This is a genomic window from Modicisalibacter sp. 'Wilcox' (genome assembly GCF_010993675.1).
Taxonomy (GTDB): Bacteria; Pseudomonadota; Gammaproteobacteria; order Pseudomonadales; family Halomonadaceae; genus Modicisalibacter; species Modicisalibacter tunisiensis.
This window is the reverse complement of record NZ_WNXF01000006.1, coordinates 44,384-57,980: the sequence shown is the minus strand read 5'-3', so window position 1 is coordinate 57,980 and position 13,597 is coordinate 44,384. Positions and strand designations below refer to the sequence as shown.

Sequence of the window (13,597 nt, the reverse complement as noted above, 5' to 3'; positions counted from 1 at the left end):
TCGGGCGATTGTGGTCCGACGGCGATGACGCCATCATGGGCGCACCGCAACTGCCAGGATGGCCAGCATGGACCACGACGTTGACCCAAAAAAGCGCGACATCCCCCTCAACCTGATTCTGACCCTGGCGGCGTTGGTGGTCATCATCGGGGGCATGAAGCTCGGCGCCGATCTGTTGGTACCGCTGCTGCTGTCGCTGTTCATCGCGGTGATCTGCACGGCCCCGGTTCACTGGCTGTATCGCCTGGGCGTGAGCCGGCGTCTCTCGGTGTTGCTGACGTTGCTGATCCTCTGCCTCTTCTTCACCCTGTTGGGCACTCTGCTGGCCAGCAGCTTCACGACCTTCATGGAAGCGTTGCCCCAGCTCGAGGACCAACTGCGCAAGCACTATCTCACGGTGCTCAACTGGTTGAGCAACATGGGCGTCTACATCCAGCCGCGGCGCATGTCGGAGTGGCTGGACCCCACGACTGCGACGCAGATGGTGCCGACGTTCCTCGGCGGTATCGGCAACCTGCTGTCGCAGAGCGTGCTGATCATCCTGCTGGTGATCTTCATGCTCTTCGAGACCCTGGACTTTCGCGAGAAGGTTGCCGAGTCGCTCGACAATCCGGTGCCGAGTCTGCGCCGTTTCAATGAATTCAGTCACAATCTCAAGTGCTACCTGGCGATCAAGACGGTCATCAGCCTGGTCACCGGGGCACTGATCTATCTCGCCTGCCTGCTGCTGGGGGTGCAGTTCCCGCTGCTGTGGGGAACGCTGGCGTTCAGTCTCAACTACATTCCCAACATCGGTTCGGCCCTGGCGGCGGTGCCGGCCGTGATGCTGACCCTGGTGATGCCCGACGGCGGTCTGGCGAAGGCGAGTGTGCTGGCGCTGGCCTATCTGGTCATCAACTTCGTGATCGGCAATCTCATCGAGCCACGGGTGATGGGCCATACCCTGGGGCTTTCGACCTTGGTGGCCTTTCTGTCGCTGGTAGTATGGGGGTGGATCCTGGGGCCGGTGGGAATGCTGCTCGCGGTGCCGCTGACCATGACGCTGAAGATCGCCCTCAACAGTCATCCCGAGACACGCTGGCTGGCGAGAATGCTGGGCGGACGCCGGGAGTATTGACGCGATACGGGGATACGAAAACGCCGCCCCATGGCTGGATGGGGCGGCGTTACGAGACGCGAGCGCTCGTTGTGATCAGGCGTTCTGATCGATGAACTGAACCAGCTGCGACTTCGATTGGGCGCCGACCAACGAGGCGACCTTGGCGCCGGACTTGAACAGCATCACGGTCGGTACGCCGCGCACGCCATGCTCGGCGGCAATGTCCGGCGCATCGTCGACATTGACGCTGACGACCTTGAGGGTATCGGCCTTCTCGTCGGCGACTTCCTCGACCACCGGCGCCATCATCTTGCAGGGGCCGCACCAGGGCGCCCAGAACTTCAGCAGGACGGGCTTGTCGGCCTTCAGCACCTCCTGCTCGAAGTTGGCGGTGGTGACATCGACGTTATTAGCCATGTGAATCTCCAGATTGCTTGCGCTGACTCTAGCGTAGTCGGTCGATGGTAGCCTTGGAGCCTCCCGCTGGCAAATACGCTGGGTTCAGCCCTTTGATAGGAGCGGTCTATCGGCAGGCACGCCGCGGTCGCGATCGCTTGCCGCTGTCGGCGCGGGCGTCTATGATGCTCCCTATATTCTATTAGGTAATTGATAGGCTGCCCATTATTCCCTTGTCGATGTCAAGGCAATAGCGGGCGGCGGTCAGGAGTCGCACGCGCATGAAACTGCAGCAGCTTCGCTACATCTGGGAAGTCACCCGGCACAACCTCAACGTCTCGGCCACCGCCCAGAGCCTGTTCACCTCCCAGCCGGGCATTTCCAAGCAGATCCGCCTGCTGGAGGACGAACTGGGTGTGGAGATCTTCGCGCGCAGCGGCAAGCACCTGACGCGGGTGACGCCGGCCGGCGAGTCGATCATCGAGCTGGCCGGCGAGGTGCTGCGTACCGTCGACAATATCAAGGAAGTCGCCCAGGAACACAGCGACGAGCGCCGCGGCAGCCTGTCGATCGCCACCACCCATACCCAGGCCCGCTACGCGCTGCCGCCGTTGATCAGCGAGTTCACCCGCAAGTACCCCGACGTGGCGCTGCACATGCAGCAGGGCACGCCCAAGCAGATCGCCCAGATGGTGAGCACGGGGCAGGCCGATTTCGCGATCTGCACCGAGTCGCTGGAGCTGTTCAACGACCTGGTGCTGCTGCCGTGCTACCGCTGGAATCGCTGCGTGCTGGTGCCCGAGGACCACCCGCTGGCCAAGCTGGGCGAGCTGACCCTGGAGCGCCTGGCGGAGTACCCGCTGGTGACCTACGTGTTCGGCTTCACCGGCCGCTCGCAGCTCGACGAGGCCTTCCGCGCCCGGGGGCTCACCCCCAATGTGGTGCTCACCGCCGCCGATGCCGACGTCATCAAGACCTACGTACGCCTGGGCCTGGGCGTGGGCATCGTCGCCCACATGGCGGTGGACCCGCAGACCGACACCGATCTGGTGCCGCTGGACGCCGGGCACCTGTTCGAGAGCTCGACCACCAAGATCGGCATTCGTCGCGGCACCTTCATGCGCGGCTACATGTACGACTTCATTCAGCGTTTCGCCCCGCATCTCGACCGCGACCGGGTCGACGCCGCGCTGGCCGCCGGACCGCGCCACGAGCGGGCGCTGTTCGAGGGGCTCGAGCTGCCGGTACGCTGACGCCCGGCGAGTGACGAGTCTCGAATGCAGAGAACCCCGCGCATGGCGGGGTTCCGTCGTTCAGGGCAGGCGATCGGTCAGTGCTGCAGATGCAGGCCGCACTCGCGCTTCTCCTCGACCTTGGTGGGGTCGAAGTAGTCGAAGTTGTTGGGCAGGTCGAAGCGCTGCAGGTACTGGTACATGTCCTTCGCGGTCCAGTGCAGTACCGGCGCGACCTTGATCAGGCCGTCGGCGTTGAGCGAGACGGGCTGCATCCGGGCGCGCTGGGCGGTGTCCTCGGCACGCAGGGCGGTCAGCCACACCTCGGGGGCCATCTCGCGCAGGGCGCGGTTGAAGGGCTCGAGCTTGACCTCCTCGGTGAAGGCGGCATGGCGCGGGTCGTCGATTCCCGGCAGGGGGCCGTCCACCGCCTCGCGATGCGCCCGCGAGCGGCGCGGGTGATAGATCGTCAGGTTCAGCGACAGGCGTTGGGCGAGTTCGTCGGCGAACCGGTAGGTGGCCTCGGTGTTGTAGCCGGAGTCCATCCATACCACCGGGATGTCGGGCTGAAAGCGCGTCGCCAGATGCAGGATCACCGCCTCGAAGGGTCGGAAGTTGGTGGTGCAGATGGCGCGCTTGTCGAGCTCCAGCGCCCAGCGGGTCAGGGCCTCGGGGTCATGGCCGAGTTCTCGGTTGACGGCGTCGATATCCAGGGTCATGCGGCGCTCCTCGAAGGGCGTGAATCCGTGAAATGCGTCTACGGTAGCAAAGCCGCTACAGGCCGCCCCAATAATGTTTGGTTCGATGCTTATATAGCGTAAATTTCAGTATGAACCACCCATTTAGATGATTTGGCGCTAAGAGGCCGCCGCGCACCACGGCGCCGGTCTTGGCGTCAGCGCGTATCGCCCCGAACGTCGTCTCGCCGGGTGGCCGCCAGCGGCGTGATGCGCGCGCCGTTCGGGCCGCGCGTGTCCACCTCGGCCTCGATGGCATAGACACGCCGCAGTAGCTCGGCGGTGAGTACCTCGCCGGGTTCACCCTGGGCTACCAGCCGCCCCTGGTCGAGCACCCAGAGGCGGTCGGCGAAGCGGGCGGCGAGGCTTAGATCGTGCAGCGCGATGATGATGACCTGGCCCTGTTGCCTGGCGCGCCGGCGCAGGTCGTCGAGCACGCGCAGCTGGTGATGCAGATCCAGTGCGCTGGTGGGTTCGTCGAGCAGCAGCAGCCGGGGTGCGCGGATCAGTGCCTGGGCAACGGCCACGCGCTGGCGCTGCCCGGTAGACAGCTGGGCCAGCGGGCGCTCGGCCAGTGCGTCGAGTTCGAGCTGATGCAGCATGGCCCGGATGCGCTCGAGGGTCGCGGGGGCGTCGGCGGGATAACCTCGGGTGCGCAGGGCCAGCAGCAGGGTCTCGAACACCGGCAGGCGGCTGGTGGTCGCGGTGTTCGGTGGCAGGTAATAGAGGTAGCGGGCAAGGCGAGCCAGCGGCTGGTGGCGCAACGAGGTGCCGTCGAGCCGGATATCGCCACTGACCGGCTGTTGACCGGCGATACTGCGCAGAAGCGTGGACTTGCCGGCGCCGTTGGGGCCGATCAGGGCGGTGATCTCGCCGCCACGGGCCTCGAGCGGGCCGGCGCCGTCGAGCACCGGACGGCCGTCGCGCCGACAGTGCAGGGCGTCGACGTGCAGGCTCATCCCCAGGGCTCCGTGCGGCTGCGCAGGATCAGCGAGACGAAGAACGGCAGGCCGATCAGCGCCGTGATGAGGCCGATTGGTATCACCAGGCCGGGGACCACGGACTTGGCCAGCGTCGCGGTGACACTCATCAGCAAGGCCCCGCACAGGGTCGCCATGGGCAGGAACACCCGCTGGTCCTCGCCCACCAGCAGCCGGGCGATATGCGGGCCGACCAGGCCGACGAAGCCGATGGTGCCGACGCAGGCCACCGTGGCCGCGGCCAGCAGCGAGGCGCCCAGCAGGGCGCGCAGGCGCAGCGTCTGGGTATCGATGCCCAGCGAGTGGGCATGGGCCTCGCCCAGGCCGAGGGCGGTGAGCTGCCAGCGTCCGCGCGCGAAGCCGATGCCGCAGACCGCAAGCACCACGGCGACCAGCGCCACCGCGGGCCAGTCGGCACGGCTCAGGCTGCCCAGCGACCAGAAGGTCAGCTGCTGCAAGGCCTCGGCGGAAGCGACGAACTGCAGCAGCCCCAGCAGGGCGTTGAAGAAGAACATGATGGCGATGCCCAGCAGCACCAGCCCCTGGACGCCGACGCCGCGCCAGCGGTTGACGGCCCACAGGGTCAGGGCCGCGGCCATGGCCATCAGGAAGGCGTTGCCGGCGATCAGCCAGGGGCCCACCAGCGGCACCAGTTGCACGCCCAGCACCAGGCTCAGCGCGGCGCCGACGCTGGCGGCGGAGGCGATACCCAGCGTGAAGGGATCGGCCAGCGGATTGTTGAGCAGCGTCTGCATCTCGGCGCCGGCCATGGCCAGGCTGGCCCCGGTCAGCACCGCCATCAGCGCCACCGGCAGGCGCACCTCCCAGACGATGGCGCGCAGCGTGGGCACGGCCCGGTCCGGGGTCAGCAGCGCGCTCAGCACGTCGTCGAGCGGGTAGCCGCCGGGCCCGGTGGCCACTTCCACCAGCAGGGCGAGCAGCGTCAGCCCGGCCATGCCGGCCAGCAGGCGCCGCTGGCGACGCCGCCGCGCGTGGTAGCGCGCGACGCTGTCGTGCGTATCGGCACTGGCGCTCGGCGAAGTGGCTCTCATGACGGGGCGCTCCGCGGGCCGATCATGCGTCGAGGGCCTCCATCAGGCGGGTGATCTTGGCCAGGGTTTCCTGATACTCGGCTTCCTCGTCGGAGTCCGCGACCAGCCCGCCGCCGCCCCAGATGTGCAGCCGATCGCCGTCGGCCACCACCGTGCGGATGGCGATCGAGGTATCCATGTGGCCGCGCACGTCCACGTAGCCGAGACTGCCGCAGTAGACGCTGCGCTGGCCGGGCTCGAGTTCGTCGATGATCTGCATGGCGCGAATCTTGGGGGCGCCGGTGATCGAACCGCCGGGGAAGGCGGCGGCCAGCAGGTCGAGCGCCGACCGGCCGGCGGCCAGTTCGCCCCGGACCACGCTGACCAGATGGTGCACGTTGGCGTAGCTCTCCAGCCCGCACAGCTGCGGGACCCGCACGCTGCCCGGCCGGCAGACCCGGCCCAGGTCGTTGCGCAGCAGGTCGACGATCATGACGTTCTCGGCGCGATCCTTGAGACTGCCGGTGAGCGCCTCGGCCTCCCGACGATCCGCCTCGGGCGTGGCGCCCCGCGGCCGCGTGCCCTTGATGGGCCGCGTCTCGACCCGGCCGTCGCGCACGGCGATGAAGCGTTCCGGCGAGACCGACAGCACGGCCTTGTCGTCCCAGGCCAGGAAGCCGCCGAAGGGCGTGGGCGTGGCCCGGCGCAGGCGCTGGTAGGCGTCCCACAGGCTGCCGCGGAAGGGCGCGCTGAAGCGCTGGGCCAGGTTGATCTGGTAGCAGTCCCCGGCGCGAATGTAGGCCTGCACGCGGCGGAAGCGCTCGCCGTAGGCGTCGCGGTCGAGTTCGGCGGCGAAGGGCGCGTCGAGAGCGAACGGCGCCGCGTCCGGGGACGCCCGGGTGAGCCAGTCGAGAACCTGGGCGCGGCGCGTGGCGCCGGCCACCAGCCAGGCGCGGTGCTGCTGATGGTCCTCGATGATCGCCCAGTCGTAGAGGCCCACGCGGCTCAACGGCAGGTCGGTAACAGGGCGGGCGCGGCCCTCGAGAGGGGCGAGGTGGCGGTTCAGATCATAGCTCCAGTAGCCGATCAGGCCGCCGAGGAAGGGCAGCTCGCTGTCGGGCACCTCGTTCGGCAGGCGTTCCAGCAGTGCCTGCTGGGCGGCGAAGGGACTCTCGGGCAGGGGGCTGCCGTCATCCGCCGTGACCCGACCCGCGGCATCCACGCTCAGCGTGGTCAGCGGGTCGCTGGCCAGGATGTCGAAGCGCCCGCTCGGGGCCTCGGGCCTGCCGCTGTCCAGCAGCACCGCGCCGGGCCGGTGGCGCAGTGCGGCGAAGCGGGCCATGGGGGTGCCGTGATAGGGCAGCGGGGTGATGTCGAGTCGGTCGGTCATGCGCGGCGGTCTGGCGTGGGAAGGGGCGTATTCTATCAGGCGGTGGGTCGTGGCGTCGTTGAACACGCAATGCGATTATTGTCGACAATGAGCGTGTCCTCCATCGGGCGGGCTGCCCACCAAAGGTATAACGCGTTGAAGCCATCGGAGTGTTGACGCTTATCGACGGGCTGACTAGAGTGCAAGACAATCCAGATTGTCGACAATGGCGAGCATGACATGCAGGACACTCCCGTTCCCGAAGTTCGCACCCTCGCCGAGCGCGTATTCAACCAGCTGCAGGATGCCATAGTGCGCGGCGAACTGGCACCCGGCACCAAGATCACCGAGCCGGGCCTGGCCAAGACCTACGGCATTTCGCGAGGGCCGCTGCGCGAGGCGATGCGCCGGCTCGAGACCCATCGGCTCATCGAGCGCGTCCCCCACGTCGGCGCGCGCGTGGTCAAGCTCACGATGCGCGAGCTGCTCGAGCTGTTCGATGTGCGCGAGGCCATGGAAAGCATGGCCGCGCGGCTGGCGGCGCGCCACATGACCGCCGAGGAGATCGCCGGGCTGCGCGAGGTGCTGGCGTTTCACGAGCGCCAGTCGGACCTGTCCCGCGGCGAGGCCTACTACCAGCGCGAGGGCGATCTCGACTTCCACTATCGCATCGTCCAGGGCAGCCACAACCGCATGCTGATGACCCTGCTCTGCGACGACCTCTACTACCTGGTGCGGCTGTATCGCACCCAGTTCAGTGCCAGTGGCGCGCGCCCGCGGCGGGCCTTCGTCGAGCACCATCGCATCGTCGACGCCATCGAGGCGGGCGACGAGGAGCTCGCCGAGCTGCTGATGCGCCGCCATGTCAGCGCCTCCCGCGAGAACGTGGCCAAGCGCTACGCCGCCGTGCTCGAGCAGGAAGCCGAACAACCGCCCGTGCCCCCCCTCCAGAGGAAGACACCATGACCCGACTCACCCCCGGGGCGCGCTTTCGCGCCGCCCTCGACGCGCAGCGCCCGTTGCCCATCGTCGGCACCATCAATGCCTATTCCGCGCTGATGGCGGAAAAGGTCGGCCATTCGGCGATCTACCTGTCCGGCGGCGGCGTGGCCAACGCCTCCTTCGGCCTGCCCGACCTGGGCATGACCACCATGAACGACGTGGTCGAGGACGCCCGGCGCATCACCGCCGCCACCGACGTGCCGCTGCTGGTGGATATCGACACCGGCTGGGGCGGGGCCTTCAACATCGCCCGCACCATCCGCGAGATGGGTCGAGCCGGCGTTGCTGCGGTCCATCTCGAGGACCAGGTGGCCCAGAAGCGCTGCGGGCACCGCCCCAACAAGGCGATCGTCTCTAGGCAGGAGATGGTCGACCGCATCAAGGCCGCCGCCGATGCGCGCCTGGATCCGGAGTTCTACCTGATCGCCCGTACCGATGCCTTCCAGAAGGAAGGGCTCGAGGCGGCCGTCGACCGCGCCAATGCCTGCATCGAGGCCGGCGCCGACGCGATCTTCGCCGAGGCCGTGCATTCCCTCGAGGATTACCGCGCCTTCTGTGAAGGGGTCGACGCCCCGATTCTCGCCAACATCACCGAATTCGGCGCCACGCCGCTGTTCACCCAGCAGGAGCTGGGCGAGGTGGGCTGCCGGATGGTGCTGTACCCGCTCTCGGCGTTCCGCGCCATGAACGCCGCGGCGCTCAAGGTCTATCGCAGCATCCACGAGCAGGGCCACCAGCACGACGTGGTCGAGCTGATGCAGACCCGCGATGAACTCTACGACTTCCTCGATTACCACGCCTTCGAGCGCAAGCTCGATGAGCTGTTCGACAAGGATCGCTAAGCGCTGCCCCGGGCGGTTGCCGGACATATCCGGCGCCCGGGCAGGGATTGTGTAAAGAGGCTGACAGCATAACAAGGCAAGGAGACACGTCATGGCAGAGACTGCGTCCAACACCGCCGGCCTGCGCGGCCAGAGCGCCGGCAGCACGGCGCTTTGCACCGTGGGCAAGAGCGGCTCGGGGCTGACCTATCGCGGCTACGATATTCACGACCTGGCCGAGCATGCCCGCTTCGAGGAGGTCGCCTACCTGCTGCTCAAGGGCAAGCTGCCCAATCAGGCCGAGCTCGACGCCTACGTTACCCGGCTCAAGGGGCTGCGCGGCCTGCCCGATGCGCTCAAGACGGTGCTCGAGCAGATTCCCGCCGACGCCCATCCGATGGACGTGATGCGCACCGGCTGCTCGATGCTCGGCAACCTCGAGACCGAGGAGAGCTTCGACGAGCAGCAGGACCGGAGCGACCGCATGCTGGCGGCCTTCCCGTCGATCATCAACTACTGGTACCGCTACTCCCACGACGGGGTGCGCATCGACACCGAAACCGACGACGAGTCGGTGGGCGGGCACTTCCTGCACCTGCTGCACGGCAAGCCGGCCTCCGAGCTGCACGCCCGGGTGATGAACGTCTCGCTGATCCTCTACGCCGAGCACGAGTTCAACGCCTCGACCTTCACCGCGCGGGTCTGCGCCTCGACGCTGTCGGACATCCACAGCTGCGTGACCGGGGCCATCGGCTCGCTGCGCGGGCCGCTGCACGGCGGCGCCAACGAGGCGGCCATGGCGATGATCGAGGACTGGCAGAGCCCCGACGAGGCCGAGCGCGAGATTCTCGGCATGCTCGAGCGCAAGGAGAAGATCATGGGCTTCGGGCACGCCATCTACCGCGAGTCCGACCCGCGCAACGCCATCATCAAGCACTGGTCGAAGCGGCTGGCCGAGGACGTCGGCGACACCCGGCTGTATCCCGTCTCCGAGCGAGTCGAGGCGGTCATGTGGCGCGAGAAGAAGCTGTTCTGCAACGCCGACTTCTTCCACGCCAGCGCCTATCACTTCATGGGCATCCCCACCAAGCTGTTCACGCCGATCTTCGTCTGTTCGCGGCTGACCGGCTGGTGCGCGCACGTCTTCGAGCAGCGCGAGAACAACCGCATCATCCGTCCCAGCGCCGACTACACCGGGCCGGACAAGCAGGAATGGTTGCCGATCGAGCAGCGTCAATAAGCGCCCCCCTCAACCGGCAGAGGAGATGGGCTTTCCCGGCGGCAAGGCTTCGCGAGGGCGCTGTAAACCCCTCCCTGGGCGCTACCTTTGCCATCCATGGCAAAGGACCCTCGCTTTGCCTTGGCCCCCGGCGCCCGTCATTCCGAGAGTTTGGAAACGAATTCCAATGCGGCTTCGCCCCCTCTACATCAAGGAACCACGATGAGCGCCAACGTTGAACAGAACCAGCGTCCGGACTACGACGCCGAACTCCAGCAGATTGCCGATTACGTGCTCGGCTACCGGATCGACAGCACCGAGGCTCTGGATACCGCCCGCAACTGCCTGATGGATACCCTGGGCTGCGGCCTGCTGGCCCTGCGCTTTCCCGAGTGCACCAAGCACCTGGGCCCGCTCGTCGAGGGCACGGTGGTGCCGCACGGCGCCCGCGTGCCGGGTACCTCGTTCCGCCTCGATCCGGCCAAGGCCGCCTGGGACATCGGCGCGATCATCCGCTGGCTGGACTACAACGACACCTGGCTGGCCGCCGAGTGGGGCCACCCCTCCGACAATCTGGGCGGCATCCTCGCCGTCGCCGATCACCTCTCGCAGCAGCGTGTCGCCCGCGGCAAGGCGCCGCTGACCATGCGCGAGGTGCTTGAGGCGATGATCATGGCCCACGAGATCCAGGGCGTGCTGGCGCTGGAGAACTCCTTCAACCGCGTGGGTCTGGATCACGTGGTGCTGGTCAAGGTGGCCTCCACCGCGGTGGTCGCCAAGCTGATGGGCGCCGATCGCGAACAGCTGCTCTCGGCGCTGTCGCATGCCTTCGTCGACGGCCAGAGCCTGCGCACCTACCGCCATGCGCCCAACGCCGGTTCGCGCAAGTCCTGGGCGGCGGGGGATGCCACCTCGCGGGCGGTGCGTCTGGCGGATATCGCCCTGCGTGGCGAGATGGGCATTCCCGGGGTGCTGTCCGCGCCGCAGTGGGGGTTCTACGACGTGCTGTTCTCCAAGACCAACAAGGACCAGGCGCTCAAGCCGGAAGACCAGCGCCGCTTCAACGTGCCCCAGGACTACGCCACCTACGTGATGGAGAACATCCTGTTCAAGATCTCCTTCCCCGCCGAGTTCCACTCCCAGACCGCCTGCGAGGCGGCGGTGCGGCTGCACCCCGAGGTGAGGGATCGCCTCGACGAGATCGAGCGGATCGTCATCACCACCCACGAGTCGGCGATTCGCATCATCTCCAAGGAAGGGCACCTTGCGAACCCCGCCGACCGCGACCACTGCCTGCAGTACATGACCGCGGTGCCGCTGGCGTTCGGGTCGCTGACCGCCGAGCACTACGAGGACGCCTTCCACGAGGCGCACCCGATCATCGACGAGCTGCGCGGCAAGATGGTGATCGAGGAAGACCCTCGCTATACCCGCGAGTATCTGGAGGCCGACAAGCGCTCCATCGCCAACGCGGTGCAGGTGTTCTTCAGCGACGGCAGCAAGACCGACAAGGTGGAAGTGGAGTATCCGGTGGGCCATCGACGCCGCCGCGCGGAGGGCATCCCGCTGCTCGAGGCCAAGTTCCAGGCCAACCTGGCCACGCGCTTCCCGGCCGGGCGCTGCGAGCGGATCTTCGGCCTGTGCAAGGACCAGGCGCAGCTGGAGGCCACGCCGGTGCATGAGTTCATGGACCTGTTCGTGATCTGACAAGGGGCGAGCGGCGCCGACGAGGGGATGCCTGGTGCATCCCCTTCTTCATTGCTGTCCGCCGCGCTCCAGCCGGTCGATCACGGCATCGAGGTCGGCCTCGTCCATCGCCGGTTCGCCGGCGATGCGGTGGGATTCGTCGGCCCAGGCGCCGAGGTCGAGCAGCCGGCAGCGCTTGGAGCAGAACGGCCGGTAGGGGTTGTCCGTGGACCAGACCACACGGGTCCGGCACTGCGGGCAGGCCACTTCCAAGGGGCGTTGCCGGGTCGGGTTGCGGGTGTCGTCGCTCATGGTGATCCTTGGTCGGTGGAGACAGAGGCGGCCAGCGCCCGGTAGCGGGCGTCGAGTTCCGCCACCCGGCGCGCGAGCGCCTCGTGATCCCCCTGATTGTCGATGACATCGTCGGCCCTGGCCAGACGCTCGGCGCGTGGCATCTGCGCGGCGATGACGGCGCGGGCCTGGGCCTCGTCCACGTCGTCGCGGGCGGTGGTGCGGGCGACCTGCACGGTTTCCGGCACGTCCACCACCAGGCAGCGGTCGGCGAGGCGCGCCTGGCCGGACTCGAACAGCAGCGGCGAGACCAGCAGGTGGTAGGGCGCGCCGCCGGCCCGCAGGCGTTCCAGATGCGTCAGCAGGCGTTCGCGGATCCGCGGATGGGTCACGGACTCCAGCCAGGCACGCTCGTCGGGCGCGTCGAACACGATGGCGCGCAGGGCCCGACGGTCGAGGCGCCCCTCGGCGTCGAGTACCTCGGGGCCGAAGTGCTCGGCGATCTCGGCCAGCGCCGGCTCGCCGGGCTCGACGATCTCGCGGGCCACGTGGTCGGCGTCCACCCAGGGAATGCCGAGGGCGGCGAAGGCGTTGGCCACGGCGCTCTTGCCGGCGCCGATGCCGCCGGTCACGCCGATGGTCAGTGGCGGAGTCATGTCGTGGACCTCCTGTAAACACCCTTTGAAGGCGGAAAGGGATATCACGTCAGCAGCAACGCCTGATAGGCGGCCAGCAGCGGGGCACCGAAGAGCAGGGCGATCCAGCCGGCCAGCGCCAGGAAGGGGCCGAACGGCATCGGCTGGCCGCGCAGCCGCGGCACGGCGAGCTGGGCGAGGATGCCGACCACCGCCCCCGCTCCGGCGGACAGGATCAGCAGCAGCGGCAGGGCCTGCCAACCCAGCCAGGCACCCAGCGCGGCGAGCAGCTTGAAGTCGCCGTAGCCCATGCCTTCCTTGCCGGTAAGCAGCTTGAAGCCCCAGTAGAAGAGCCAGAGAACGCCGTAGCCGAACATGGCGCCGAGCACCGCATCGCCGAGCATCAGCGGCTGGAACAGCAGCTGGTAGAGCAGCCCCGCCCACAGCAGCGGCAGGGTCAGCACGTCCGGCAGCAGCTGGGTGCGCAGGTCGATCACCGCCAGCGCGAGCAGGGTCAGGCAGGCGCCCAGCAGGGCCAGCCCGGCCGGGTCGACCCCGTGAATCGCCGCCACGGCCACGGCCAGCGCCCCCCCGGCCAGCTCCACCAGCGGGTAACGCAGGCTGATCGGCAGCCGGCAGTGGGCGCAGCGCCCGCGCCGCTTGAGATAGCCCAGCAGCGGAATGTTGTCGTGCCAGGCGATGGCGGTTCCGCAGCGCGGGCAGTGCGAGCCCGGGCGCCACAGGTTGAGGGGCGGCAGTTTCGCCACCTCCGGGTCGGGGTCGCGATCCAGGGCCGCGCAGGCCTCCTCGTGCCACTGGCGCATCAGCATCGGCGGCAGCCGGGCGATCACCACGTTGACGAACGACCCCAGGCACAGGCCCAGCACCGCGACCAGCGGCCACAACAGCAGAGGCGGAAAATCGGCGGGCAAGGGAGACTCCTGTAATGGTCGGCGAGTATCGGCGCCAGACGGTACCACAGCCGCGCTTTTCTGGCATGGCAGCAGTCGAGGTGCGTCACGAGCGACGACGAGACAGGGCGACCTTCATCGAGGCAGCCGACCGGGCTCGCACGCGAGTCTGGCAGCGCTACATGATG

Annotated in this window: 14 protein-coding genes; 6 read left to right on the top strand and 8 right to left on the bottom strand. The window is 67.9% G+C overall.

What is annotated here, in order from left to right; genetic code table 11:
• The first annotated feature begins 67 nt into the window (after window positions 1-67).
• Window positions 68-1,117, top strand: a complete 1,050-nt coding sequence (locus tag G7A98_RS07330) for an AI-2E family transporter (RefSeq protein ID WP_224421284.1) — start codon at window positions 68-70, stop codon at window positions 1,115-1,117.
• A 75-nt stretch (window positions 1,118-1,192) separates the two neighbouring features.
• Here G7A98_RS07330 and trxA read toward each other — a convergent pair whose 3' ends face one another.
• The gene (gene trxA / locus G7A98_RS07325; protein ID WP_163648981.1) at window positions 1,193-1,516 is read right to left on the bottom strand and encodes a thioredoxin; all 324 of its coding nucleotides are present in this window, start codon (window positions 1,514-1,516) and stop codon (window positions 1,193-1,195) included.
• A 260-nt stretch (window positions 1,517-1,776) separates the two neighbouring features.
• Between trxA and cysB the strand changes: the two genes are divergently transcribed.
• The gene (cysB, locus tag G7A98_RS07320; RefSeq protein ID WP_163648980.1) at window positions 1,777-2,748 is read left to right on the top strand and encodes an HTH-type transcriptional regulator CysB; all 972 of its coding nucleotides are present in this window, start codon (window positions 1,777-1,779) and stop codon (window positions 2,746-2,748) included.
• A gap of 77 nt (window positions 2,749-2,825) precedes the next feature.
• On the opposite strand, the gene G7A98_RS07315 is transcribed toward cysB, so the two are convergent.
• The 4 genes from G7A98_RS07315 to pabB form a co-directional block, all read right to left on the bottom strand.
• Entirely contained in the window at window positions 2,826-3,446 is a 621-nt protein-coding gene (locus G7A98_RS07315; protein WP_163648978.1) for a phosphoadenosine phosphosulfate reductase family protein, read from the bottom strand.
• A 176-nt stretch (window positions 3,447-3,622) separates the two neighbouring features.
• Window positions 3,623-4,423, bottom strand: a complete 801-nt coding sequence (locus G7A98_RS07310; RefSeq protein WP_163648976.1) for an ABC transporter ATP-binding protein — start codon at window positions 4,421-4,423, stop codon at window positions 3,623-3,625.
• Complete coding sequence (locus G7A98_RS07305; RefSeq protein ID WP_163648975.1) at window positions 4,420-5,496, bottom strand: iron ABC transporter permease; 1,077 nt, start codon at window positions 5,494-5,496, stop codon at window positions 4,420-4,422. The genes G7A98_RS07310 and G7A98_RS07305 overlap by 4 nt, the downstream gene beginning before the upstream one ends.
• A gap of 22 nt (window positions 5,497-5,518) precedes the next feature.
• Window positions 5,519-6,865 carry an aminodeoxychorismate synthase component I gene (gene pabB / locus G7A98_RS07300; protein WP_163648974.1) on the bottom strand — a complete coding sequence of 449 codons (1,347 nt, stop codon included), beginning with the start codon at window positions 6,863-6,865 and terminating at the stop codon, window positions 5,519-5,521.
• Window positions 6,866-7,084: 219 nt separating this feature from the next.
• On the opposite strand from pabB, the gene G7A98_RS07295 reads away from it, so the two are divergent.
• The 4 genes from G7A98_RS07295 to prpD all read left to right on the top strand — a co-directional run bounded on the left by G7A98_RS07295 (window position 7,085) and on the right by prpD (window position 11,593).
• Complete coding sequence (locus G7A98_RS07295) at window positions 7,085-7,810, top strand: GntR family transcriptional regulator (protein WP_163648973.1); 726 nt, start codon at window positions 7,085-7,087, stop codon at window positions 7,808-7,810.
• Entirely contained in the window at window positions 7,807-8,688 is an 882-nt protein-coding gene (gene prpB, locus G7A98_RS07290) for a methylisocitrate lyase (protein WP_163648972.1), read from the top strand. The genes G7A98_RS07295 and prpB overlap by 4 nt, the downstream gene beginning before the upstream one ends.
• Window positions 8,689-8,779: 91 nt before the next feature.
• Entirely contained in the window at window positions 8,780-9,907 is a 1,128-nt protein-coding gene (gene prpC, locus G7A98_RS07285; protein WP_163648971.1) for a 2-methylcitrate synthase, read from the top strand.
• A gap of 201 nt (window positions 9,908-10,108) precedes the next feature.
• Window positions 10,109-11,593, top strand: a complete 1,485-nt coding sequence (gene prpD / locus G7A98_RS07280) for a 2-methylcitrate dehydratase (RefSeq protein ID WP_163648970.1) — start codon at window positions 10,109-10,111, stop codon at window positions 11,591-11,593.
• Between the two features lie 48 nt (window positions 11,594-11,641).
• Here the strand turns inward: prpD and yacG are convergent, their stop codons facing one another.
• The 3 genes from yacG to G7A98_RS07265 are packed head-to-tail and all read right to left on the bottom strand — an operon-like array spanning window position 11,642 to window position 13,430.
• Complete coding sequence (yacG, locus tag G7A98_RS07275; protein WP_163648969.1) at window positions 11,642-11,884, bottom strand: DNA gyrase inhibitor YacG; 243 nt, start codon at window positions 11,882-11,884, stop codon at window positions 11,642-11,644.
• Entirely contained in the window at window positions 11,881-12,519 is a 639-nt protein-coding gene (gene coaE / locus G7A98_RS07270) for a dephospho-CoA kinase (RefSeq protein WP_163648968.1), read from the bottom strand. Before coaE ends, yacG begins: the two co-directional genes overlap by 4 nt.
• 44 nt (window positions 12,520-12,563) lie before the next feature.
• A complete protein-coding gene (locus G7A98_RS07265) occupies window positions 12,564-13,430 on the bottom strand; it encodes an A24 family peptidase (protein ID WP_240464698.1) in 867 nt (288 codons plus the stop codon).
• Window positions 13,431-13,597: the final 167 nt, after the last annotated feature.